A 23,041-nucleotide genomic window follows, 5' to 3' on the forward strand; every position below is an offset into this window, starting at 1 on the left:
AGACGTGGAGCGGAGCACCCGGTGACTGACTCGACCATCATCTACACGCACACTGACGAGGCCCCGGCCCTGGCGACCTATTCGTTCTTGCCGGTGGTCCAGGCGTACGCGTCGCAGGCCGGTGTCACTGTGGAGACCCGTGACATCTCGCTGGCCGGGCGGATCATCGCCCTCTTCCCCGAGTTCCTGGACGAGGGGCAGCGCATTCCCGACGCCCTCGCCGAGCTCGGTGACCTGGCCAAGACGCCCGAGGCCAACATCATCAAGCTGCCGAACGTCTCGGCCTCGATCCCGCAGCTGAAGGCCGCGGTCGTCGAGCTGCAGGCGCAGGGCTACGCGCTTCCGGACTACCCGGACGACCCGAAGACCGACGAGGAGCGCGACATCCGCGCCCGCTACGACAAGGTCAAGGGCAGCGCCGTGAACCCGGTGCTGCGCGAGGGCAACTCCGACCGCCGCGCCCCCGCGTCGGTCAAGAACTACGCCAAGAACCACCCGCACCGCATGGGCGCCTGGACGCCCGAGTCGAAGACGAACGTCGCCACCATGGGCGTCGACGACTTCCGCTCCACCGAGAAGTCCGCGGTGATCCCGGAGGCCGGCTCCCTGCGCATCGAGCTGGCGGGCGACGACGGTTCCACCACCGTCCTGCGTGAGTCCGTACCCGTCCTCGCGGGCGAGGTCGTCGACGCATCCGTCATGCACGTCGCGGCGCTGCGGGAGTTCCTCACCGCGCAGATCGCCCGCGCCAAGTCCGAGGGTGTGCTGTTCTCCGTGCACCTCAAGGCCACGATGATGAAGGTCTCCGACCCGATCATCTTCGGTCACGTGGTGCGCGCCTTCTTCCCGAAGACGTTCGCGAAGTACGGCGAGAAGCTCGCCGCCGCCGGCCTGACCCCGAACGACGGTCTGGGCGGCATCTACAAGGGCCTGGAGTCGCTGCCCGAGGGCGCCGAGATCAAGGCGTCCTTCGACGCCGAGCTCGCCGAGGGCCCGGAGCTCGCCATGGTCGACTCCGACAAGGGCATCTCCAACCTGCACGTCCCGTCCGACGTCATCGTCGACGCCTCCATGCCGGCCATGATCCGCACCTCCGGCCACATGTGGGGCCCGGACGGCGGGGAGGCCGACACCCTCGCGGTCCTCCCGGACAGCAGCTACTCCGGCGTCTACCAGGTCGTGCTCGACGACTGCCGTGCGAACGGCGCCTTCGACCCGTCGACGATGGGCTCGGTCCCGAACGTCGGTCTGATGGCGCAGAAGGCCGAGGAGTACGGCAGCCACGACAAGACCTTCGAGATCCCGGCCACCGGCACGGTCCGCCTGGTGGACCAGGCCGGCAACGTCGTCCTGCAGCAGACCGTCTCCGCCGGCGACATCTTCCGCGCCTGCCAGACCAAGGACGACCCGATCCGGGACTGGGTCAAGCTGGCCGTCACCCGCGCTCGCGCGACCGGCACCCCGGCGGTGTTCTGGCTGGACGAGACCCGCGCCCACGACGCCGTGCTCATCGAGAAGGCCAAGCAGTACCTGCAGGAGCACGACACCGAGGGCCTGGACATCCGTATCCTGTCCCCGGTCGAGGCGACCAAGCTCTCCGTCGAGCGCATCCGCCGCGGCGAGGACACCATCTCCGTCACCGGCAACGTGCTGCGCGACTACCTCACCGACCTGTTCCCGATCCTGGAGCTGGGCACCAGCGCCAAGATGCTCTCGGTCGTGCCGCTCATGAACGGCGGCGGCCTCTTCGAGACGGGCGCCGGCGGCTCCGCGCCGAAGCACGTGCAGCAGCTGGTCAAGGAGAACTACCTGCGCTGGGACAGCCTGGGCGAGTTCCTCGCGCTGGCGTCCAGCTTCGAGCACCTCGCGCAGACCACGGACAACGCGCGCGCCCAGGTCCTCGCCGACACCCTCGACCGCGCGACCGCCACGTTCCTGGAGAACGACAAGTCGCCGAGCCGTCGCGTCGGCGGCATCGACAACCGCGGCAGCCACTTCTTCCTCGCCCTGTACTGGGCGCAGGAGCTGGCGCGGCAGACCGACGACGCGGACCTCGCCAAGGTGTTCGGACCGCTCGCCGAGACGCTCTCCGCCCAGGAGCAGACGATCATCGACGAGCTGATCGCGGTCCAGGGCGCCCCGGCCGACATCGGCGGCTACTACCAGCCGGACGCGGCCAAGGCCTCGGCCGTGATGCGCCCGTCGGCGACCCTCAACCAGGCGATCGGTACGCTCGCCTGACGCCAACAGTGCGTGTTTCCGCCCCGGTTGACATCCTGTCGGCCGGGGCGGACCCATTGCCTGGTGGATCGGACGGGTCGGACCCGCCACGACGTACAATACCGGGTGGGGTATATATCAAGGGAGCGCTCCGTATGGAACTGCAGTTGGCGGCCGATGAGCTGAAGTCCGTGATCAACCGGCTGAAGCGGGCCCAGGGGCAGATCGCGGGCGTGATCAACATGATCGAGCAGGGGCGCTCCTGCGACGAGGTGGTGACCCAACTCGCGGCGGCCTCACGGGCGTTGGACCGGGCCGGGTTCGCGATCATCGCGACTGGCCTTGAGCACTGCATGAGCGATGAGAACGGTGAGCCGGAGCTGGACCGCGACCAGATGCGGGCCCGCCTGGAGAAGCTCTTCCTCTCCCTCGCCTGACCGCGCTCCACCCTCTCCACCCTCTGCACCAGACCGCTCCAGGGCATCTTCAGACCGGCGGGCCATCGGCCCGTCGGTCTTCTTCGTCTTGGAAAAATACCCCCGGGGGTATTATCGTCTCTCGCGAGCATTACCCCCAGGGGTATCTGTAGCGAGGAGTGCACCGTGACCACCACGACATCCGCCCAGGCGCCGAAGCAGACGCCGGACGCGCCACCGCCGGGCCGCACCGGACCGCTGGGCCGGCTCGGTGCCTGGACCGCCGGGCACTTCAAGCAGGTACTGATCGGCTGGCTGCTGGTGGTGGGCGTGCTCGGCGCCTTCGCTCCTCAGGTCACCTCGGTACTGTCCGGCGCCGGCTGGCAGAGCAACGGCTCGGAGTCGGTGCGGGTGCGCGAGCTGGCGCAGGACCACTTCGGCGGAAACGCCTCGTCGGCGATCCAGGTGATCGTCAGCTCGAAGGGCCGGGACGTCACCGACGCGTCCGTACGGAAGGTGATCGCCGAGGTCACCCGGGAGCTGACGGCCGACGACCGGATCGGCGAGGTCGTGCCCCCGCAGCCGGGTGTCGGCGTCAGCCGGGACGGCCGGACCGCCGTCGTGCTGGGCGGCGCCGACGCCGATCCCGACGACATGGTGCGCGCCGCCGAGGACCTCAAGGAACCCCTGCGGGAGCTGTCCACCGACGACGTCACCGTGCGCGCCACCGGCGCCTCGGTCATGTGGAGCGACTTCAACACCGCCAACCTGGAGGCGATGATCCAGGCCGAGATCCTGTCCTGGCCGGTCATTATGATCGTGCTGGTCCTCGCGTTCGGCTCCCTCGTGGCGGCGGGCCTGCCGCTGATCCTCACGATGGCGGGCCTGGCCGCGTCGATCGGCTCACTCGTACTGCTCAGTCATCTCACGCCCATCTCCATCTGGGCGATGGACTTCGCCCTGATGTTCGCGCTCGCGCTCGGCATCGACTACGCGCTCTTCCTGGTCATCCGCTTCCGCGCGGCCCTCGCGGCCACCGGTGACCGGCGGCGGGCGGTGGTCGAGACGATGGACACGGCCGGCAAGGCGGTCCTCCTGTCGGGGCTGACCGTGCTCGTCAGCCTCTCCGCGGTGATGCTGGTGCCCGCGCCCGCCGTCCGCACCATGGCGGTCGGCATCATGCTCTCGGTCGTCTTCGTGCTGGCCGCGACGCTCACCCTGCTGCCGGCGGTCCTCGGCAAACTCGGGCCGCGCGTCAACAGGTTCGCCCTGCCCCGGACCCGTACCGACCAGGCCGCCTCGCCCCGCTTCGGTGCCTGGGGCGAGCGGCTGTGGCGGCAGCCGGTGCGTTTCGGCGCGCTCGCCCTCGTCGCGCTGATCGCGCTGGCCGTGCCCGTCCTCGGGCTGAAGACCGCGATGCCGTCCATCAAGGTCGTACCGGAGGGGGACAGTTCACGCCAGGGGTACGAGCTCGTGCAGGCGTCCCTCGGGCCGGGCGCCCCCGGCATGCTCCAGGTCGTCGTGCCGTCCGCCGAAGCCGAGGCCACCGCACGGTCGTTGAAGGCCACCGACGGCATCGCCGCCGTCACCCCGGCCCAGCCCGCCGTCGACGGCTCGGGCCTGACCATGATCCAGGCCATGCCGTCCGTCGACCCGTCCGATGCCCAACTGGCCGGGACCGTCGCCGAGTTGCGCGCGGAGCTTCCGTCCGGTGCCCTGGTCGGCGGCGCGGCCGTGGAGAACCTGGACCTCAAGCAGGCCCTGGACGACAAGGCGCCGCTGGTCATCGGAGTCATCCTGGCCCTCGGCTTCGTCCTCCTCCTGGTAGCCCTCCAGGCGCCGCTGATCTCCGCCCTCGCGGTCCTGACGAACCTCCTCGCCACCGCCGCCGCCTTCGGGGTCGCCAAGCTGATCTTCCAGGACGGACACCTCTCCGGCCTGCTCGGCTTCGAACCGCAGGGCTTCCTCGACGGTTGGGGTCCCGTCTTCTTCTTCGCGATGATCTTCGCCATCGCGATGGACTACACCGTCTTCCTGCTCTCCTCCGCCAAGGAGCACTACGAGCGCACCGGTGATCCCAGGCAGGCGGTGATCGGCGCGCTCGCCCACTCCGGGCGCGTCATCTTCGCCGCCGCCGCGGTGATGGTCGCGGTGTTCTTCACCTTCGCGCTCGCCGACCCGCTGCCGCCCAAGGAGATGGGCATCGTGCTCGGCGTGGCCGTCCTGCTGGACGCGTTCCTGATCCGGCTCGTCCTGCTGCCCGTCCTGCTCCGCCTCACCGGGCGCGCCGCCTGGTGGGCGCCGAAGTGGCTGCTGCGGGTACTGCCCGAGGTGCGGTTCTCCCACGACTGATGGGGTGCGGTCCTCCCGCGAAGGGCGAGCCGTCCGCCCTCAGAGGCGCCCCGCCCCCGTGTAGAGGTCCAGCTCTCCTTCGAGCTCGATGGCGAGGACGGTCGCCTGCTCGTCGAGGTCGGCCGCCGCGGGTGCGTCGATCCAGGTCACGCCGGGGACCGTGTCCAGGCCGCCGGTCACGTGGTGACCCAGCTCGGTGCCGGTACCCAGGACCGTGGCCCGCCGGATCGGGTTGCGCAGGCCGCGGATCGAGACGGCGTCGCGCGGCGCGTCGAAGCACGTCAGGTAGAGCGTGCGCCGGTCGGCCGACAGGGTGCTCGGGCCGTAATGGTGCCCGGCGGGCAGCCCGGCGACCGTGCCGTACACGGCATCGGAGTGCCGGGCGATCCACGCCCCGAGGCCCTCCAGGCGTTCGATCTGCTCCTCGGGGATCGTGCCGTCCTCCCGAGGGCCGGCGCCGAGCAGTAGATTGCCGCCCATGCCGATCGTCTCGGTGAAGTACCGCACCAACTGGCGCACCGACTTGAAGTCGCGGTCCTGCGGCCGGTAGCTCCACGAGTCGTTGATCGTCAGGCACAGCTCCCACGGGCCGTCCGGTGCCTGCAACGGGGCGCCCTGCTCCGGAGTGGCGTAGTCGCCGTAACTGAGCATGCGGCCGTTGAGGATGGTGTCCGGGTTGCCCGCGAGGATCAGCTCGGCGAGCTCGCGCATCCGCCACTGCTCCTCGGTGCGCTCCCACTCGCCGTCGAACCAGAGGATGTCGGGGCGGAAGCGCTCGACCAGTTCGCCGACCTGGCCGTCCCGGTACGCGAGGTAACGCGCCCAGGCCGCCGGGTCCTCCTTGCCCGCGTCGGCGTGCGAGTAGTGGTTGGGCGGTACGAGATGCGGCCCGGGGTGCCGCTCGCTCGCGTAGTCCGGGTGGTTCCAGTCGGAGTGCGAGTAGTAGAGGCCGACCTTGAGGTCCCGTGCGCGCAGCGCGTCGACGAACCCGGTCACGAGGTCGCGGCCGGCCGGCGTGTCCCGGACCACGTCGAGATTGCGGTGGTCGGTGTCCCAGAGGGCGACGCCGTCGTGGTGCCGGGCGGTGAGCACCGCGTACCGCGCGCCGACGCGGGCGAACAGCTCGGCCCAGGCCTCGGGGTCGTAGCGCGACGCGGTGAAGCCGTCGAGCTGTTTCATGTACTCCTCGTGCGTCATCTCGCCCGTGTAGAACGACCAGGACTCGGCGGCGCCGCCCACGGCGTAGACGCCGTAGTGGATGAAGACGCCCAGCTTGGCGTCGGGAAACCAGGGTTGCATCGGCATGCTGCCACGCTAGGCGCGCTGCCCGGCCGACGCGTGGGCACCGGTCACCACTACTGGTCCGTTTTCACCATGTGCCGTGTGCGCCGGCGACCCCCCGGGCGCGGCCGGCCGGCCCTCGGAACCGTCCCGACTTGGCGCTATCCGATGGGTACAACGAGTCCGTCGCCGTGTTCAATCGCGGGTACCGCTGTGCGTACGGACGGCCGCACGTCAGGAGGCACCGTGATCGCCGCTCCCGAACCCGCCCTGACCGAACGCGAACTGATCGAGCGGGCCGTGGCCCTGCGGCCCGCGCTCCTCGAACGCCAACCGGAGACCGAGCGGCTGACGCGCTACCCGGAAGCCACGCACGAAGACTTCCTGCGGGCCGGCTTCTACCGGACCCTCCAGCCGCGCCGCTACGGCGGATACGAGTTCGGGCTGCCGACCTTCTACCGCGTGGTCACCGAGATCGCCCGCGGCTGCCCCTCCACGGGCTGGGCGCTGTCGCTGACCGCCGCCCACGTCCTCCAGGTCGCCGCGCAGTTCGAGGAGAAGGCGCAGAACGACATCTTCGGAGACGACGGCGACTTCCGTGCCGCGTCCACCGTCGCGCCGGTCGGCGTGGCCCGGCCGGACGGCGCCGGGCATGTCGTCCTCGACGGCACCTGGCCGTACTCCTCCGGCTCCCCGTACTCCACGCACTACGTGGGCCAGACCCTGCGCGCCCCCGAGAAGCCGGGCGACCCGCCAGGCCCCTCGGTGCTCTTCGTCGCGCCGCGGGCCGTGTGGACCCTGCTCGACGACTGGCACGGCGTCCTCGGCCTGCGCGGCAGCGGCTCCAACAGCATCCGGATGGAACAGGCCCGTATCCCCGAGCACTTCACCCGTGAGGTGAGCCTCCTCGACCTGCCGGTGCGGGGCGGCACACCCGGCTCGAAGCTGCACGGCAACGCCCTGTACGCGGGCCGCGCGCCCAGCTTCTTCCAGGGGGAGCTGGCGGCCATCATGACCGGCACCGCGCTCGCGGCCGCCGACGAGTACGCCCGGATCCTCGCCCACCGGCCGCTGATTCTGGAGCCCGACCGTACCCGGGCCGAACTCCACGACTACCAGCGCCACCTGGGCGAGGCGCTCGGCGCGATCCACACCGCGCAGGCGGCCCTCCAGTACAACGCCGAGGACTACATGGAGACCTGCCGCCGCAACGTCTCCGGCGAGGCGCCCTTCACCATCGCCGACGACAACCGCCTCGCGCTCGTCTTCGCCACGGCCTGCCGGATGGCCTGGGACGCCCTGCAGAGCATCATCTTCCGTACAGCGGGCTCCCGCCACGCCCGCGACGGCGAGCGGATGCAGCGCTACTTCCGGGACGCCGCCACCTGCTGGTCGCACATCGGGCCGACCATGACCGAGCCGCTCGCCCGGCGCGTCGGCTGCGACACGCTCGGGCTGCCCTCGCACGACATCCCGCTCATCCCTTGAGTGGAACTGCTCATTCCGTGAGCGTTCCGTGATGCGTGGGGTGTGCATGGCGAAGGCCTCGACGGGTACGCGAGCAACCGCGCCCGGGTCGGAACCGGTCCCGGGCGGCCTGATTTCGCCACTACGTCGGGATGTGCCATGGAAATACCCTCGAACGACAACGCCGCGGCGGAGGCCGAGCGGGCGCTGAGCACGCTGGCCGTGAACACCGACGACGTCGAGGCGCTGGACACACTGGCCGGCGCCGAGGTGCTGGTCCCGGTGCCCGACGACGCCGACGACGAGACGGCCGGCGATCCCAGTGCCGTGGCGCTGCCCGTCCTCGAACGGCCGGGTGAGGAGCCGCTGGTGCCGGTGTTCACCTCGGAGCTGCGGATGGCCGAACTGCTGCCGTCCGTTTCGCGCTACCGCCTGGTGCCGCTGGGCGCCCTCGCCTCCCAGTGGCCCAGCAGCGATCTGTCGCTGACCATCGACGCCAACTCGCCGCACGGTCTGACGCTCGACTCCCAGGGCGTACGCACCTTGTTGGCGCGGCCGCACGGCTGAGACCGTTGCCCGGCGGGGGAGGCGGTGAGCCCGGGCCCGGCCGTGACTGCGGAGGGGAGCAGCCGGGCTCCGGGGAGCGGGCGCCCGACGGACGTGGCGCCCGCCCCCGCCCGCCCCCTCCGTACGTCCTTCCTTGTCACGGGCTCTTTCCTTGTCACAGGCTCTTTCCGGGATTCAGGATTCCCCGTGGGTCGAACGCCTCCTTCAGCCTCCGCTGCAACGCGTGCGACGCGGGCCCCAGTTCGTCCGCGACCCACTGCCGCTTCAGCACACCCACCCCGTGCTCGCCCGTCAGCGTGCCGCCCAGGCGCAGCGCCAGGGCGAAGATCTCACCGGCCGCCTCCCAGGCCGCGTCCGGGAGCCGGTCCAGCGCCGGGTCCACGACGATGATGGGGTGGAGGTTGCCGTCGGCCGCGTGCGCGATGGTGAAGACGGGAACCCCATGGCGCTCGGAGATGGCGCGGATCTCGCGGGCCGCCTCGGCCAGCCGTGAGCGGGGCACGGCGATGTCCTCGATCAGGGGACGGCCCAGCCGTTCGAGCGCGGGCAGGGCCAGCCGGCGGGCGGCCAGCAGCGACTCGGCCTCGGCGGGATCGTCGGTCGACTCGACCGTCGTCGCCAGCGGCGCGAGCAGCCGGGCGACCGCCGCCGCCTCGGCGACCGCACCCGCGCCGTCGCACTGCACGACCAGCAGGGCCGCGCCGCGCTCGCGCAGTGCGGGGTCGATGGCGTGCAGCACCGGCCCGTCGACCAGCTCCGCCAGGGCGGGTTCCACGCCGGCCCGGGCGATCGCGTACGAGGCCTCGGCGGCCGCCTCGAAGGACGGGAAGTACGCGGCGAGCGTGGCCGTCGCCACCGGGACCGGCCGCAGTCGCAGCGTCGCCGAGGTGATCACGGCGAGGGTGCCCTCGGAGCCGGTGAGCAGCGCGGTGAGGTCGTAGCCCGTGACCCCCTTCACCGTACGGCGGCCGGTCCTGAGCACCGTGCCGTCCGCGAGCACCGCCTCAAGACCGAGCACGCTGTCCCGCGTCACGCCGTACTTGGCACAGCGCAGGCCGCCCGCGTTGGTCGCGATGTTCCCGCCGATCGTGGACAGGGCGGCGCTCGCCGGGTCGGGTGCGTAGCGCAGACCGTGCGCGCCGGCCGCGCGGTCCAACTCGGCGGTGATCACGCCCGGTTCGACGACCGCGAGCTGGTCGTCCACCGACAGTTCGAGGATGCGGTTCATCCCCGACAGGTCGACGACGAGAGCCCCCTCGCCCGCCGTCGCGCCGCCCGACAGACCGGTGCCCGCGCCGCGCGGCACGACAGGAACGCCCAGGGCATGGGCGTGCCGGAGGGTGACGGTCACGTCCTCGGTCCGCCGGGCGTGCACGACCGCCAGAGGAGTGCCGTCGGACCGGGCTCCGGAACGGTCGGTGGCGTGCGCGGCCACCGTGCGCGGATCGGTGGCCAGCCGGTCGGGGGCGAGGTCACGGGCGAGCAGTCCCAGCAGCTCGGCGGCCTTGGCCGTCGTCGCCGGGGCTGTCACGGAGGTGGTCACGGGTGCGGTCACAGGTCGAGTGCCTTCGTTCCGATGGCGAGCAGGGAGATGTCCTCCTGGGGCGCGTGCACGGGCGCGCACTGGATGTCGCGGAAGTGCCGCTCCAGAGGATTGCCGCGGGCCAGGCCCGGATTGCCGAGCAGCCGCACGGCCAGCTCCACGGCCCGTACGGCATGCCGGTCGGCCAGGACGCGTGCGCCCAGAGCCTGTTCCGGGGTGTACGGGGTGTACGGCGAGCCGGTCTGGGAGGAGTCGTCGGCGTCGAGCCGGGCGGCGCCGCCGAAGACCAGCTGCTCGGCTCCGGTGAGGAGCACCTCGATCTCCCCGGCCGTCCGCCGGAAGCGTTCCGTACGGGCCACCGGATGCCCGAGATTGGCGGGCACGCGCTCGTGCGCGAAGGTGTGGAAGAACCCCTGCGCCGCGCGTGCGACACCCAAGTAGAGGGCGGCGAGCGGGAGATGGAGAGCCGCGCCGGCCCGGTTGTCCTGCTCGGACGCCGGTCCGTGCGGGCCGAGCCCGATGACGTATCCGGACGGGATCTCCACCTCCCGGAACACCACGTCATGGCTGCCGCTGGCCCGCAGCCCCAACTGGTCCCAGCGGTCGGCGACCTCGATGCCGGGGGAGTCGCCGGGCACCAGGAACGTGCCCACGCGTGCCTGCGGTTCGTCGGTGGTCGCCCACACCAGGAACCAGTCGAGCCCCTCCGCACCCGTCACGAACCGCTTGTGGCCGCTGACCGACCAGCCGTCCGCGGTGCGCCGGGCGACGGTGGCGGGCAGTCCGCCCCGCGCGGGGGAGCCCAGATCGGGCTCCACGCGCGCGTGGTTGACGAGAACGGGCCGCTCCCGCGATTCCTTGAGCACCCGCGCGTACAACTCTTCGGGCCACAGCGGCTGTACGGCCTCCCGGGCGTGGGTCGCGAGGGTCATCGCCGCGATCAGGGCCACGGACGGGTCACCCCGGCCGAGCGCGTGCAGGATGCGCGCGGTCTCCTCGACGCGGGCACCCCGGCCGCCGTACCGCTCGCCGACGGTCGCGGTGAGCAGCCCCGCCTCGTGCACCGCCCGGAGCGACTCGACGGGAAAGGCGCCCGACCGGTCGTACGAGCCGGCGAGACCGGCGAGGCGTTCGGTCACCGTCACGGTCACGGTCTTGGTCTCGATCTCGGTCATGTCCGAGGTCACAGGGCCTTCTCCAGTTCGGTGTCGAGCTTGCGGCTCCAGAAGGACCGCACGTCCAACTTCTCCTTCAGCACGCCCAGTTCGGTGAAGGCGTCGGCGACCTTCTGCTGAGAGGCGATGGTGTCGTCGCCGACCGCCCTGGCCTCCGTCGGACGCTGCGTCTGCCCGTCACGGAAGTCCTTCTCCGCCTGCGCCAGGGGCTGGTGGGTGGCCTTGGCGACGACCTCGGCGAACTCGTGCTGACGGCCGTCGCGGATGTACGCGTACCCCTTGGTGATCCGGGCGATCAGATCGGCCGCGGCCGCCCGCTGGGCGGGGCTCTTCAGCACGCTGTCGCGGGCCGACCAGAGGAAGTTGCCGGACAGGATGTCCTTGCCCGAGCCGACCGTGACGGCCCCCTGCTGGTGGGCGGTGATGATCGACGTGCCGTAGGAGGCGAAGGCGTCGATGCCGCCGCCGTTCAGGGCCGCGAGGCCGTCGTTGGGGAGGAGGGGCTTGGCGTCGATGTCCGACCACTTCAGCCCGGCCTGCTTCAGCAGTTCGTACAGGAAGTAGTGGGCGGTGGTGTTCTTGACGTAGCCGACCTTCTTGCCCTTCAGGCCCGCGATGCCGGTCACCTTCGAGCCCTTCGGGACGACGACCTCCTGGTTGAGGGTCGAACCGCGCTGTACGGCGACGACCTCGAAGTTGGGCCTGCCGTCGGCGGCCGCGAAGACGGGCGGGATCTCGCTGGAGCTCGCGAGGTCGAGGGCTCCGGCACGAATGGCCTGGAGCTGCTGGTCACCGCCCTGGAACAGGCTCCACTTCACCTTGTACGGGGTGTCGTCGAGGTGGGCGAACCTGAGTACCGCCTCCTCGTTCTTCCAGCCGGTGGCGCCGACGGCCAGGATCACCGAGGAGAGGTCGGAGGCGGACGAGGAACCGGCCTCCGCGTCGCCCCCGCAGGCCGTGGCGAACGGCAGCAGCAGGGCGACGGCGGCGGACGCGAGCAGGGTGCGACGGAACACGGAATCTCCATGAGAGGAATCAATCAGGCAGAGGGCGGACAGCGGGCGGACAGGGGTTCAGGCGGCCTGGGTGGTCGAGGCGCGGTGGGCGAGCTCCTGCCGGACCAGCGGCACGACGTAACGGGCGTAGTCGATGGCGTCGTTGAGCGGGTCGTAGCCGCGGATCGACAGGAGGTCGCAGCCGATGTCCACGTAGTCGAGCAGCGCTTTCGCGACCGTCTCGGGGGAGCCGACCAGCGCCGTCGAGGCGCCCGCCGCGTTGGTGGCGACCGCCGGGGCCGTCCACAGGCAGCGGTCGTGCACCTCGCCCCGCTCGGCGATGTCGAGCAGCCGTTGCGAACCGACGTTGGCCGGACGGCCGTTGGTCCGGTAGTGCCGCAGCGGCTCCGTGCCCGCGCCCGTCACCTGGTCCTTCAGTACGCCGAGGGTGCGGTGGGCCTTCTCCCAGGCCAGCTCGTCGGTGGGCGCGATGATCGGGCGGAACGACACCCAGATCCGCGGATGGGGGCGGCCCGCCGCGTCCGCGACGGCGTTGACCGCGGCGATCTGCTCGGCGGTCTCCTTGAGCGGCTCGCCCCACAGCCCGAAGATGTCGCCCTGCTGACCGCCCACCCGGTACGCGTCCTGCGAGGACCCGCCGACCGACACGGGGACGAGACCGTTCACCGGCTTCACGTCGGAGCGGTAGCCCTCGAACCGGAAGTACTTTCCCTCGTGCGAGACGGGCCCGTCGGAAGTCCAGACCTTCCGCAGGATCTGGATGTACTCGTCCGAACGCTCGTACCGCTCGGCCTTGTTGAGGTAGTCGCCCTCCCTGCGCTGCTCCTCGTCGCTGCCTCCGGAGATGATGTGCAGCGACAGGCGGCCGTCGCTGATCCGGTCCAGCGTGGCGAGGGCGCGGGCGGCGTGCGTGGGGAAGACGACGCCGGGCCGGTGCGCCAGGATCGGACGGATCCGCTCGGTGTTCGTGGCGACGAACTGGGCAAGCTGCAGAGCGTCGGGGGATGCCGAGTGGTAGGCGACCAGGGTGTGGTCGAAGCCGCCGTCGTCCAGGGCCCGGGCATAGCGGCGTACGTAGTCGGGGTCGAAGCCGGTCCGGGCGCTCGCGGCGGGTCCTGACGCTCCGGAGTCGGTGTGGACGGCACTGATGAACTCGACGGGCATATCGAAATCCCTTGCTGTGATGGCTACTTGGGCGTGCTGCGACGGCTACTTGAGGACGGAGGCGTCGGCGGACTTCGCCACGTCGACGTTCGGATCCAGCACGCCGATGCCGTGCATCAGATCGGCCACGCCCTGGACGGTTCCGTTCACCTCGGGCGTGACCGGCAGCACCTTGCTGTACGCGGCCGAGGCGAGGGTCTTGGCGATCGCCGGGTCGGCGCCGTTGCGCTTCACGATCGCGTCGGCGTAGGCGTCCTGGTGGGTGCTGGTCCACTCCAGGGCCGTACCGAGCCGCTTGAGGAAGTCGCCGAGCGCGGCTTTCTTCGCCTGGTCCGCGAGGGCCTTCTCGGAGGCCCCGATGAACCCGTAACCGCTGATCCGACCGTCGGCTCCGTCGACGAGCAGCCTGCCGCCCTGCTGGAGGCCGACCGCCTGGTAGACGCCGAAGGTCGCCCAGACCTCGACCCTGCCGGAGGAGAAGGCGGCCTGCGCGTCGGTCGGCAGCAGGTACTGGACCTTCACGTCGGAGTACTTGAGGCCGTTCTGCCGGAGCACGTTGGCCAGCAGGTACTCGGCGATGCTGCCCTTCGCGGAGGACACCACGACGGTCTTGCCCTTGAGGTCCTTGACGCTCTTCACGTCCGAGTTCTTCCGGACGACGATCCCGGTGTGCCGGCCGTCGTTCTTCAGCGCGGCGACGTTCTTGAACTTCACCCCGCCGCTGAGCGCCTGGAGCGCGGGCAGGTCCGCGGAGTACGTGGTGTCGGCGGCGCCCGCCTGCACGGCCTGGAAGAGCGGGGCCGCGCCCTCGAACTCGGCCCACTTCACCTTGTAGCCGGCCCCCTTGAGGGCATCGGACCCGTCGAAGATCGTCTGCAGGGTCTTGGCCTGGTCGCCGATGGTAAGGGTGACGTCCGAGGAGCCGCCACCGGCCGTGTCCGCGGCGGAATCCCCTCCGCAGCCCGTCACCGTCAGCAGGGCGGTCACGCCGAGGGCGGCGGCGAGCGTACGGAAGATGGCGCGCTTCACGAGGGGTTCCCTTCAGGGGTACGGGTGTTGGGGGCGTCGGAGGTACCGGTGTGGGTGACACCGAGCCAGCCGAGCAGGCGGGCGCGCAGGGTCACGAACTCGGGTGCGGTCAGGTCGCGGGGCCGGGGCAGCTCCACGGTGACCTCGTGGGCGATGCGCCCCTCGTCCATCACCAGGACCCGGTCGGCGAGCAGCAGCGCCTCCTCCACGTCATGCGTGACCAGGAGGATCGCGCAGCCGTGCCGCTCCCACAGCTCGGCGACGAGCTGCTGCACCTTGCCACGGGTCAGCGCGTCCAGTGCCCCGAACGGCTCGTCCAGGAGCAGCAGTTCGGGCTCGCGGACCAGAGCGCGGGCCAGCGATACGCGCTGCGCCTGACCACCGGAGAGCGTCTTCGGCCAGACGGTGGCCCGCTCCGCGATGCCGACCTCGTCCAGGGCACGGTCGGCGAGCGCGCGATCGGGCCGCCCGGGCAACCCGAGGACGACGTTGCGCCACACCTTCAGCCAGGGCAGCAGCCGCGGCGACTGGAAGGCCGCGCTGCGCCGGGCGGGCACGGTCACCTCGCCGCCGATCTCGTCGTCGAGCCCGGCCAGAATGCGCAGCAGGGTCGACTTGCCGCAGCCGCTGTGGCCGAGCAGCGCCACGAACTCGCCCTCGCGGATGTCCAGATCGAGTTCGTGCAGCACGGTGTTGCCGTCGAAGGCGCGGGACAGCCCGCGGATCTCGACACTGTTGGTCGCCGTCTTCGCCGCTGCGGGCGCCGGGGGCACGGTGTTCACAGCCATGGTCATGCCTCACCGTCGAAGGAGGCGCGCCAGCTCAGCAGGCGGCGCGAGAGGACCCGTACGGCGAAGTCGCAGGCGAGACCGAGCAGCGCGTACACGGCGAGGCACAGCACGATGACGTCCGTACGGAAGTACTGCTGGGCGTTGCTCATCAGATAGCCGAGCCCGGCGTCGGCGTTGATCTGCTCGGCGAAGACGAGGGCGAGCCACGCGGTGGAGAGGGCGTACCGGAGCCCCACCAGTGCGCCGGGCAGCGCGCTCGGCAGGATGACGTACCGGATCAGGCCGAACCTGCCGAGCCCCATCATCCGTGCGGCCTCGACGAGTTGGGAGTCGGTGGAGCGGATGCCGCCGTAGATGTTGAAGTACAGCGGATACGTCACGCCGAGGGCCACCAGTGCGATCTTCGGCGTCTCCTCGATGCCGAACCACACGATGAACAGCGGGATCAGGCCGACCCACGGGATCGCCCGGAACATGCCCATGGAGGAGTCGATGACGTCCTCGCCGAGCCGGAAGAGACCGGCGAGGAGGGACAGGGACAGCGCGATGGTGCCGCCGATGAGGAAGCCGGTGGCGGCCCGGCGCCCGGACGCGGCGATGGCGTCGGGCAGTTCGCCGGTCTTCGTCAGCTCGACGGCCTGGCGTACGACGTCCACGGGCGAGGCGAGCACGGACTCCGGGAGTACCCCGGTGGCCGAGGCCAGGAACCACAGGAGCACCAGACCGACCGGCCCGGCGGCCCGGCGTGCGGAACGGGGGACGGAAAGACGGCGGCGGGGGAGATGAGCCGTGCCGCGGATGGTGACGCGGGTGGGTGCGGGCGCGGCGGGCGGTTCGGTCTTCTCCAGTACCGGGGTGGTCACCCCGATCTGTTGGGTCGGCATGGCGGAATTCCTCTCAGGGGCGGTCAGGAAGGCTCACGACGGCTCAGGACGGCAGTGGACCCGTCGCGGCCGGGCGGGCGGGATCGGCGGACCACGCGGACCAGGACCCGGGGAAGAGCGCCGCGTCGAAACCGGCGATCGCGAGAGCGGCGATCTGATGGGCCGCGGTGACACCGGATCCGCAGTACACGCCGATCGCCGTCGCGTCACCGGCACCCCGGTCCTCGAACCGCTTGCGCAACACCTCGGCCGGCAGGAACGTCCCGTCGGCCGCGAGGTTCTCGCCGGTCGGGGCGGAGACGGCGCCCGGGATGTGGCCCGCGCGCGGGTCGACCGGTTCCTGCTCGCCGCGATAGCGCTCCCCGGCGCGGGCGTCCAACAGCAGCCCGGTAACGGCCAGTTGGGCCGCGCCGTCCGTGTCCGTCACCGGCAGAGCGCCCGGCCCGAGCACGACATCGCCGGGCTCCGGTGCTCCCGGCCCCGACTCCAGAGGCAGTCCTGCCGCCCGCCATGCGCCCAACGCCCCGTCGAGCAACGTCACTTCGGCCACTCGGGCCCACCGCAGCAGCCACCAGGCGCGGGCCGCGGCGGTGTTCCCCAGGTCGTCGTACACGACCACCGGCCTACCGTCCCGCACACCCCAACTCCGCGCGGCCGCCTGCAGATCCGCGAGGTCCGGCAGCGGGTGACGGCCGCCCTCCGGGCTCGGCGGACCGGCCAGCTCGCGGTCCAGGTCGACGTACACCGCACCGGGAACGTGCGCCGCCGTGTAGTGGTCCCGGCCGTGCGGATCGCCCAGCGCCCAGCGGACGTCGAGCACGACGGGCGGCCGGTCAGAGGCGAGCAACTCGCGCAACTCGGCGACGGTGGTCGTCACTCGCCCGCTCATGCGAGGCCCTCCGCGATCGCGGGCAGCTCGGGGGAGAGGCGCAGCCGTTCGAGGAAGAGCACGACCGTGGCGGCGGCGGTGCGGTGCAGCGCGTCGTTGAGCACGTCGTGCCGGCCGCCGTTGAAAATCACGGTCCGTACCCCGGGGTGTCCCGCGTAGGCGGTCAGCACACCTGCGAGCGGGCTCACCGTGTCGTCCGTGCCGTGCAAAGCCAGTACCGGGACCTGTACGAGATCCAGCCGCAGCTCCGGCAGCTCGGGGGACCCGTCCAACGCCCCGCGCCGGAAGGCCGGGTCGTTCGTGAGCCGTCCTTGATGGGTGGGACAGGCGGTGCGTGCCTCGACCTCCGCTTCCCAACTCCCGGACGTCCAGGGGGTGGTGGGCAGACCGGCCAGGATCAGCGCGTCGATCCCCGCGGTCTGCTCGGCGGCGAGACGAACGGCGTACTGACTGCCCGTGTCCGAACCGATCACCACCTTCGGTCCGGGCAGCGACTCGTCGGCGAGGAGCTTGGCCGCCTCGTCGAGCACGGACGGATCGGCGGAGGGATCACCGAGGGCCCGTACGCGATAGGCGTCGAAGGCGAGCCGGCGGCCGAACCGCTCGTACACACCGCCGTGTTCGCCCCGGCCGGCCAGCACGATCAGCGTGCCGCGCGCGGCGAGACCTTCCGGTTCGTCCCAGGAAGACGGCGTGGAGGGAGCGGGGGAGGACGGCAAGGACGACGGAGAGGGCGAAGAGGGCATGGGGAAGCAGCTCCCTTGTTCAGGGCAGGGGAAATGGACGAGCGAGGAGAAGGGGGGACGGCCCAACGACACGTGTCAGAACAGCGGAGACATGGTCACTGACCGGATGCGGTCAGCGATCAGCCGTTCACGTGATCAAAGGGGGCCGAGCGAGAACGCCGCTGAACGGCGGGGGATCAACGACAGCGCGCGCTGCACGCCACGCCGAAGTCAATGACTCGGCGCTGCGTCAGAAGGGCAGCTGAGGCGGTCGTGGGAACCATGCGCCCATCATGACCGGAGACAGTGGACGGCGTCCAACGACGATTCCGCATCGAAACCGATCAGGAATCGCGATCGATGCGCGAAACGGGCTACCGTCGCCGTATGCCCCAACCCGTCCTGGACATCGTGGCGCTGCGCAGCCTGACCGCGATAGCCGACTGCGGAGGCTTCCACCGCGCGGCCACTTCCCTCGCCCTCAGCCAGTCCGCGGTCAGCCAGCATGTCCGCAGGCTGGAGAAGACGCTGGGCCGGCCGGTCGTCGAACGTGCGGGGAGGGGCACCCGGTTCACCTCCGAGGGGCGGCTCCTCGTGGAGCAGGCCCGCCGCATACTCGCCGTTCACGACCAGGCCGTACGGGTCCTGCTCGACACCGACGGCGACACCGTCACCATCGGTTCCACCGAGCATGCCGCCGACCAGTTCCTGCCCCGGCTGACCGCGGCCGTCGAAGCGGTACGGCCCGGCTGCCGGGTGCGCTTCCGTATCGACCGCTCGGCACGCCTGGTCGACGCCGTGGAGCGCGGCAGCGTGGATGTGGCCGTGTATGTGACGGAGGCGGCCGCCACCGAGGGCACGCCGGTCGGCGGCCTATCGCTGACCTGGCACGCCGTTCCCGGCTGGGAGCCGCCGCCCGCGCCCGCCCCGGTCCCGCTGGTCGCCATCGAGGACCCGTGCGCGATCCGCCGCCGGGCCATCGCGACCCTCGCCGCGCACGGCGTCACGGCCACGGTGGTCGGCGACGCCGGATATCTCGCGGGGGTCCTCGACGTGGCGCGCACGGGCGTCGGCGTCGCTCTCCTCGCCTCGGTCGGCCCCGCTCCGGACGGGCTGGCCCCGTACGGCGGGCTGCCGCCGGTCACGCCGATTCCGATGAGCGCGCTGGCCCGGCCGGGCGTGGATCCGGCGACGGCCGCGGCGGCGTTCGAGGCCGTACGGGAACTACTGAGCTGAGGTCGGACCCGTCGTACCCTGGTCCGGACTCGTCGTACCCGTCTGGTCGGAGGAAGGACTCACTCGCCGGTCAGCATGCGCGTCAGAACGGCGCGCTGCAGCGGACGTACCTCGGTGTGCAGGTCGCGCCCCTTCCCGGTGAGGGCGACCGAGACCCCGCGGCGGTCCTCCTGGCACATGCTCCGCTCCACCAGGCCCTCCTTTTCGAGGCGGCCGAGGAGGCGGGACAGGGCGCTCTGGCTGAGATGGACCCGCTCGGCGATGTCGTGCACCCGGCACGTCCCGCCCGGTTCGGCGGCGGCACCCGACACCAGGATGTCGAGCACCTCGAAGTCGCTGGCGCCCAGGCCGTGCGGATGGAGCTCGCGGTCGATCTCGCACATGGTGCGCGCGTGCACCGACAGGATGTCCCGCCACTGGTCCTCGAGCCGGGGAGCGGTCTTCTCTGCTGCCATATCCGCACGGTAACAGAGAAACCGGCCATTGTTGAGTATGCAACTAGTGTCCTTGCATACAGTTGGTCACGCGGTTCAAGCCGCTGCCTGGACGAGCCCGACGAGGTTGCCGTCCGCGTCCTTCACGGATGCGATCAGCTTGCCGCCGCCGACGTCCTGGACGTCCCGGAGCAGTTCCGCGCCCGCGCCGAGGAGACCGGCCAGGCTCGCCTTGATGTCGGCGACGCGCCAATAGGGGATGGGGCCCGTCAGGCCCTTGGCGTGACCGTTGGGGTCTAGGGCCCTTCTGATGGATCTCCGCGGCGTCGCGACGCCCGGCACGCACTCCCCCACTCTCGGCTCCGCTCGAGCGGGGGGACCCCCATGCCGCACGGCGCGAAGGGCCAGGTGGCTCCGCCACATGACCCTCCACGCCGCACGCCGAGCGCACGCACCGAACGCCGCTCCTTCTCCCGCGGAGATCCATCAGAAGGGCCCTAGGCCCACCTCCGGTCCGCTCGCCGGCCTGAAACCGACGTAGTACGCCTCGTCCGCGTACGGCTCCACGCCCAGGAGGGTGCTGAACAGCGCCTTGGCCCGGGCGAGGTCCTTGACCGGGTAGGTGATCGTTTCGAGGCCTTCGGGCATGGCGGGCTCCTCTGTGGTGGTGATTCCACCGGCGGTTCTGGCCGGTGGAATCACGCTATGACCGGGTGGCGAGATCCCGCTTCTCCGATCCTGACCGGTCGCCGACGAGCCGGTCGTTGCCCCCTGGCCGATCGTCCCGCGGGCGCCCGCCCTGTCAGCCCGTGAAGATCTCCGCGACCGACCAGACGGCGAGCCCGAGCATGCACAGCCCGCCGATCCGTTGCACGGTCTTCAGCGGTACCCGCTTGGCGATGAAACGACCGGCGAGCAGCGCGAGCGCTGAGACCGACATGAGGGCGGCGGCGGAACCGACGGCCACGGAAGCGATCCCGTTCGTGGCCGCGAGGTTGGCGGTGGTGATCTGTGTCAGATCGCCCCACTCGCTGATGAAGACCGCCATGAACGCGGTCGTGTAAACGGGCCAGAAACCGGTGACGGTCCGGCCGGCGGAGTCCTCCGCGTCGTCATCCCCGCCGCCGCGCAGCAACATGAAGGCGCCGAACGCGAAGAGCGCGGCCGAGACGGTCTTGACGGTCCAGTCGGGCAGCAGCCCGATCAGGCTTCCCGCGCCGACGGCGATCGCGACATGCACGACGAACGCGGTCGACGTACCGAACCACACGTACAGCGGCCGCATACGGGTGCCCATGGCCAGCGACGCGAACATCGTCTTGTCGGGCAACTCGGCGAGGAAGATCAGCCCGAAGGCGGTGAGGATCGCCAGAGGGTCGAGAGACATTCCGGGTGGCTTTCTGTAGGGGCCGGGCCCCCGGATCTTCGCGAAGCGCCCTCGACTGGGGCGACGGGAGAACCGATCGGCCCGGCATGACGGGTGCACCGCGGGAGTCGCGGGCACATCAATGCCTGGCCGAAGGTCTCGTCCACCCGTGTGATCACAAGGGCCCGGCCACCGGGAACCCGAGGGTTCCAGTGTGTCGACGACCGGTTCGCAGGACTACTCCCCTTCGCAGTCACTCAGTGTACAGGGCACCTGTGCGGGCCTCGTATGAGTGTGCGGCAAGTGGGTAGGAGCACGGCATTCCGTACGGATGGATCAACTCGGGCGAACTGTCGCCCGTGCGACCGTGCGGCGAGGACGGAACGCGCCACCATGACCGGCCCACCCGACGAAGACACCTCTGTTGTGATCCTTCGGGCCCTGAGCGTCCTGGCTCACGACGGCCTGAACAGACATGCGCGGGCGATGCTGGCCGACACCGCTGTACTGGTCCCCTCCGACGCCGACGACGCCGCCACCGACGACGGCGATCCGTGGAAGCTGACTCTGCCGGTGACGGAGCGGACCGTGCTGGTCTTCACCTCGGAGGCACGCATGGTCCACTCCCTGCCGGACGTCCACTACTACCGGCTGGTCCCCCTCGGAGTGCTCCCGGCCCACTGGCCCGAGGGAGACCCTTCCCTCACGATCGACGCCGGCTCGCCGGACAGTCTGATGCTGGCTGCCGAGGGGGTGCGGTTACTGCTGACCACCGACGAGTTCTGAACGTCCGGAACACGGTGGGTATGCCTCTGGATGTGGTCTGAGCTGCGGTTTTTCGGCGCGTTGTCCATTGCGGTGCACATCGCGTGCACCTGCGCGGGACGGTCCGGACGGTGAGGGACCACAGCTGTGGGAGAGCGTGCTTCGGCACCAGGGCGGCTGCCGACAGCCCCGAAGGCGCCGGGACGCCGTACGGCTCCTCGAACGAGGCCGGAGCGTTCTCCCAGTCCACCGCCCACACCAAGTAGCCGTGCGTGTCCAGCCCCTCGGCGAGGTGGGCGTGCCGCATGCGGGCCTGGACTTTGCGCGGCTCCACGCTCCGGCGCATGGCAGGAATTCACGGTTGCCGGTCAGTCTTGCCACTGTCGGCTCCGTGTGCGGAGCTTAAGACTGGTTACGCATGGTGTCGCAGCGAGGGATCGAAGGGAGCGAACGATGAAGGCAGTCGTCGACCGAGGAGCCCTGGTGCTCTTGCTTTTAGGAACCCTCGGCATCTCGACCGCTTACGGAATGCTGCTGCTTCTTCCGATCTATATAACCGAGATCGGCGGCCATGAATCCGATTTCGGTATTGTCTCGGCAGCAGGTGCCATCACCTCTGCCTTCGCTATCGGATTTCTGGTCCGCTATCCATCCAGATTCGCCCCCCAACATGTGCTGGCGGCCACTGGCTTGATGTACGGCCTCACCGCTTTCGGAGTGTCCTTTCTGCATTCGATGGGCATCGTGATGATCGGGCTGGGGGTCGTGCTGGGGACGGCATGGGCCATGGCCTATACCTCCGCGCCCATGGTGATCAGTGCCGTAGTCGGCGACGAGGTCCGGGGGAAGTACATCGGCTACGTCACCGGGATGATCCAAGTCGGCTTCGGGCTGGGTCCCATCGTCGGCAACGCGTTGCTGCACGCCGGGATGAGCTTCAACAGCATCTTCCGTATCGCCGCCCTGGTCTCCGCTGTTGCGGCGGTCAGTGCCATGATGCTTGGTACGCGGCTCCCAGAACTCTCCCGGCTCCCGGACGGGGCACAGGCCGACGACGCGCCGCTGTGGAACTCACTCCGGAAAATTCTGCGCTCGCCGGCCGCGGTCCCGCTGCTCGCGATTCTCCTCGGCGCCTGCCTGTTCACGACGATGAACAGCTTCCAGGGCACTTTCGCCAATAACCAGGGGATGAACTTCGACATTTTCTACGGAAGTTACACCATCGCGGTTATCGTCGCGCGCTTCGTGCTCGTGAGGTGGATTCCGGACCCCACCTCCTCACGGGTGTTGCGGGCTTCTACGGCGGGCATCGTGGTCTCGGTGCTCGCCTTCCTCGCCGTGGGGAGCAACAGCCTCCTCTACGGCACTGCCTCCACGCTGCTGGGCATCACGTACGGATTGGCGTTGCCTGCTGCCCAGGCGCGTGCCGTCAACCTGAGTCCCCCCGAATTCCGGACGCGAATGCTGCCCTTGGCGGGTCTGTCATTCGAAACGGCCATCCTCGCCTTCCCTCTCGTGTCCGGCTTTGTGATCAAAAACTTCGGCTACACCATCATGTTCGTCATGCTGCTCGTCTTTGCCGTCCTGCTGGCGCTGACAGGGTTCCTGCAGCGGACTGACCAGTACAGCCCACCTCGGCAGGTATCTGCCCTTGATGGGTGAATTACCCATGCCTGTAGGGCAATGGTCCTATAGCGGGTACGGGGCCGGACGACTACGAT

At 70.4% G+C, this 23,041-nt stretch carries 20 protein-coding genes and 2 pseudogenes; 8 read left to right on the forward strand and 14 right to left on the reverse strand.

Translation table 11 applies throughout. From position 1 onward, the window contains the following. Positions 1-21: 21 nt before the first annotated feature. The 3 genes from AB0I18_RS26070 to AB0I18_RS26080 all read left to right on the forward strand — a co-directional run bounded on the left by AB0I18_RS26070 (position 22) and on the right by AB0I18_RS26080 (position 4,988). Positions 22-2,241 (forward strand): NADP-dependent isocitrate dehydrogenase, encoded by a 2,220-nt coding sequence (locus tag AB0I18_RS26070; protein WP_363107990.1) that lies wholly within the window; start codon positions 22-24, stop codon positions 2,239-2,241. Positions 2,242-2,375: 134 nt separating this feature from the next. Then, positions 2,376-2,657 carry a metal-sensitive transcriptional regulator gene (locus AB0I18_RS26075; RefSeq protein ID WP_363107991.1) on the forward strand — a complete coding sequence of 94 codons (282 nt, stop codon included), beginning with the start codon at positions 2,376-2,378 and terminating at the stop codon, positions 2,655-2,657. A gap of 165 nt (positions 2,658-2,822) precedes the next feature. Continuing rightward, positions 2,823-4,988, forward strand: a complete 2,166-nt coding sequence (locus AB0I18_RS26080) for an MMPL family transporter (RefSeq protein WP_363107992.1) — start codon at positions 2,823-2,825, stop codon at positions 4,986-4,988. A 39-nt stretch (positions 4,989-5,027) separates the two neighbouring features. Here the strand turns inward: AB0I18_RS26080 and AB0I18_RS26085 are convergent, their stop codons facing one another. Further along, positions 5,028-6,293: an alpha-L-fucosidase gene (locus AB0I18_RS26085; RefSeq protein ID WP_363107993.1), complete on the reverse strand. Its 1,266-nt coding sequence runs from the start codon at positions 6,291-6,293 to the stop codon at positions 5,028-5,030. A gap of 222 nt (positions 6,294-6,515) precedes the next feature. Here AB0I18_RS26085 and AB0I18_RS26090 point away from each other — a divergent pair, with 222 nt between their 5' ends. Both AB0I18_RS26090 and AB0I18_RS26095 read left to right on the forward strand, forming a co-directional pair. Next, positions 6,516-7,757 carry an acyl-CoA dehydrogenase family protein gene (locus AB0I18_RS26090; RefSeq protein ID WP_363107994.1) on the forward strand — a complete coding sequence of 414 codons (1,242 nt, stop codon included), beginning with the start codon at positions 6,516-6,518 and terminating at the stop codon, positions 7,755-7,757. Positions 7,758-7,895: 138 nt separating this feature from the next. Continuing rightward, positions 7,896-8,303: an SseB family protein gene (locus AB0I18_RS26095; protein WP_363107995.1), complete on the forward strand. Its 408-nt coding sequence runs from the start codon at positions 7,896-7,898 to the stop codon at positions 8,301-8,303. A 154-nt stretch (positions 8,304-8,457) separates the two neighbouring features. Here the strand turns inward: AB0I18_RS26095 and AB0I18_RS26100 are convergent, their stop codons facing one another. The 9 genes from AB0I18_RS26100 to AB0I18_RS26140 all read right to left on the reverse strand — a co-directional run bounded on the left by AB0I18_RS26100 (position 8,458) and on the right by AB0I18_RS26140 (position 17,540). Then, positions 8,458-9,789 carry an FAD-linked oxidase C-terminal domain-containing protein gene (locus tag AB0I18_RS26100; protein ID WP_363108038.1) on the reverse strand — a complete coding sequence of 444 codons (1,332 nt, stop codon included), beginning with the start codon at positions 9,787-9,789 and terminating at the stop codon, positions 8,458-8,460. A gap of 65 nt (positions 9,790-9,854) precedes the next feature. Next, a complete protein-coding gene (locus tag AB0I18_RS26105) occupies positions 9,855-11,033 on the reverse strand; it encodes an acyl-CoA dehydrogenase family protein (protein ID WP_363107996.1) in 1,179 nt (392 codons plus the stop codon). Continuing rightward, positions 11,030-12,037: a PhnD/SsuA/transferrin family substrate-binding protein gene (locus AB0I18_RS26110; protein WP_363107997.1), complete on the reverse strand. Its 1,008-nt coding sequence runs from the start codon at positions 12,035-12,037 to the stop codon at positions 11,030-11,032. Before AB0I18_RS26110 ends, AB0I18_RS26105 begins: the two co-directional genes overlap by 4 nt. A 57-nt stretch (positions 12,038-12,094) precedes the next feature. Next, the gene (locus AB0I18_RS26115) at positions 12,095-13,201 is read right to left on the reverse strand and encodes an LLM class flavin-dependent oxidoreductase (RefSeq protein WP_363107998.1); all 1,107 of its coding nucleotides are present in this window, start codon (positions 13,199-13,201) and stop codon (positions 12,095-12,097) included. A gap of 45 nt (positions 13,202-13,246) precedes the next feature. Continuing rightward, positions 13,247-14,230 (reverse strand): ABC transporter substrate-binding protein, encoded by a 984-nt coding sequence (locus AB0I18_RS26120; protein ID WP_363107999.1) that lies wholly within the window; start codon positions 14,228-14,230, stop codon positions 13,247-13,249. Beyond that, positions 14,227-15,018, reverse strand: a complete 792-nt coding sequence (locus tag AB0I18_RS26125) for an ABC transporter ATP-binding protein (RefSeq protein ID WP_363108039.1) — start codon at positions 15,016-15,018, stop codon at positions 14,227-14,229. Before AB0I18_RS26125 ends, AB0I18_RS26120 begins: the two co-directional genes overlap by 4 nt. Positions 15,019-15,020: 2 nt before the next feature. Next, entirely contained in the window at positions 15,021-15,905 is an 885-nt protein-coding gene (locus AB0I18_RS26130) for an ABC transporter permease (protein WP_363108000.1), read from the reverse strand. Between the two features lie 43 nt (positions 15,906-15,948). Beyond that, positions 15,949-16,794 carry a sulfurtransferase gene (locus tag AB0I18_RS26135; protein WP_363108001.1) on the reverse strand — a complete coding sequence of 282 codons (846 nt, stop codon included), beginning with the start codon at positions 16,792-16,794 and terminating at the stop codon, positions 15,949-15,951. Next, positions 16,791-17,540, reverse strand: a complete 750-nt coding sequence (locus AB0I18_RS26140; RefSeq protein WP_363108002.1) for a lysophospholipase — start codon at positions 17,538-17,540, stop codon at positions 16,791-16,793. Before AB0I18_RS26140 ends, AB0I18_RS26135 begins: the two co-directional genes overlap by 4 nt. A 366-nt stretch (positions 17,541-17,906) precedes the next feature. On the opposite strand from AB0I18_RS26140, the gene AB0I18_RS26145 reads away from it, so the two are divergent. Continuing rightward, positions 17,907-18,755: a LysR family transcriptional regulator gene (locus AB0I18_RS26145; protein ID WP_363108003.1), complete on the forward strand. Its 849-nt coding sequence runs from the start codon at positions 17,907-17,909 to the stop codon at positions 18,753-18,755. 59 nt (positions 18,756-18,814) lie between these two features. Here the strand turns inward: AB0I18_RS26145 and AB0I18_RS26150 are convergent, their stop codons facing one another. The 4 genes and pseudogenes from AB0I18_RS26150 to AB0I18_RS26165 all read right to left on the reverse strand — a co-directional run bounded on the left by AB0I18_RS26150 (position 18,815) and on the right by AB0I18_RS26165 (position 20,576). Next, on the reverse strand, positions 18,815-19,210 hold the full coding sequence (locus AB0I18_RS26150) for a MarR family transcriptional regulator (RefSeq protein ID WP_363108004.1): 396 nt from the start codon (positions 19,208-19,210) through the stop codon (positions 18,815-18,817). Positions 19,211-19,285: 75 nt separating this feature from the next. After that, positions 19,286-19,489: pseudogene (locus tag AB0I18_RS26155) on the reverse strand (glyoxalase); the annotation flags it as partial. Between the two features lie 192 nt (positions 19,490-19,681). Next, positions 19,682-19,837 (reverse strand): annotated as a pseudogene (locus AB0I18_RS26160) (glyoxalase); the annotation flags it as partial. Between the two features lie 154 nt (positions 19,838-19,991). Then, complete coding sequence (locus AB0I18_RS26165) at positions 19,992-20,576, reverse strand: TMEM165/GDT1 family protein (RefSeq protein ID WP_363108005.1); 585 nt, start codon at positions 20,574-20,576, stop codon at positions 19,992-19,994. Between the two features lie 372 nt (positions 20,577-20,948). Between AB0I18_RS26165 and AB0I18_RS26170 the strand changes: the two genes are divergently transcribed. Both AB0I18_RS26170 and AB0I18_RS26175 read left to right on the forward strand, forming a co-directional pair. Further along, positions 20,949-21,341: an SseB family protein gene (locus AB0I18_RS26170; protein WP_363108006.1), complete on the forward strand. Its 393-nt coding sequence runs from the start codon at positions 20,949-20,951 to the stop codon at positions 21,339-21,341. Between the two features lie 432 nt (positions 21,342-21,773). After that, positions 21,774-22,982, forward strand: a complete 1,209-nt coding sequence (locus AB0I18_RS26175; protein WP_363108007.1) for an MFS transporter — start codon at positions 21,774-21,776, stop codon at positions 22,980-22,982. The last annotated feature ends 59 nt before the right edge of the window (positions 22,983-23,041 follow it).

Source organism: Streptomyces sp. NPDC050704 (assembly GCF_040654355.1).
Classification (GTDB): Bacteria; Actinomycetota; Actinomycetes; order Streptomycetales; family Streptomycetaceae; genus Streptomyces.

Coding starts and splice junctions, on each gene's coding strand:
- AB0I18_RS26075 (WP_363107991.1), top strand. CDS start 2,376: ATGGAACTGCAGTTGGCGGCCGATGAGCTGAAGTCCGTGATCAACCGG.
- AB0I18_RS26085 (WP_363107993.1), bottom strand. CDS start 6,293: ATGCCGATGCAACCCTGGTTTCCCGACGCCAAGCTGGGCGTCTTCATC.
- AB0I18_RS26095 (WP_363107995.1), top strand. CDS start 7,896: ATGGAAATACCCTCGAACGACAACGCCGCGGCGGAGGCCGAGCGGGCG.
- AB0I18_RS26115 (WP_363107998.1), bottom strand. CDS start 13,201: ATGCCCGTCGAGTTCATCAGTGCCGTCCACACCGACTCCGGAGCGTCA.
- AB0I18_RS26125 (WP_363108039.1), bottom strand. CDS start 15,018: ATGGCTGTGAACACCGTGCCCCCGGCGCCCGCAGCGGCGAAGACGGCG.
- AB0I18_RS26130 (WP_363108000.1), bottom strand. CDS start 15,905: ATGCCGACCCAACAGATCGGGGTGACCACCCCGGTACTGGAGAAGACC.
- AB0I18_RS26135 (WP_363108001.1), bottom strand. CDS start 16,794: ATGAGCGGGCGAGTGACGACCACCGTCGCCGAGTTGCGCGAGTTGCTC.
- AB0I18_RS26140 (WP_363108002.1), bottom strand. CDS start 17,540: ATGCCCTCTTCGCCCTCTCCGTCGTCCTTGCCGTCCTCCCCCGCTCCC.
- AB0I18_RS26145 (WP_363108003.1), top strand. CDS start 17,907: ATGCCCCAACCCGTCCTGGACATCGTGGCGCTGCGCAGCCTGACCGCG.
- AB0I18_RS26150 (WP_363108004.1), bottom strand. CDS start 19,210: ATGGCAGCAGAGAAGACCGCTCCCCGGCTCGAGGACCAGTGGCGGGAC.
- AB0I18_RS26165 (WP_363108005.1), bottom strand. CDS start 20,576: ATGTCTCTCGACCCTCTGGCGATCCTCACCGCCTTCGGGCTGATCTTC.
- AB0I18_RS26170 (WP_363108006.1), top strand. CDS start 20,949: ATGACCGGCCCACCCGACGAAGACACCTCTGTTGTGATCCTTCGGGCC.
- AB0I18_RS26175 (WP_363108007.1), top strand. CDS start 21,774: ATGAAGGCAGTCGTCGACCGAGGAGCCCTGGTGCTCTTGCTTTTAGGA.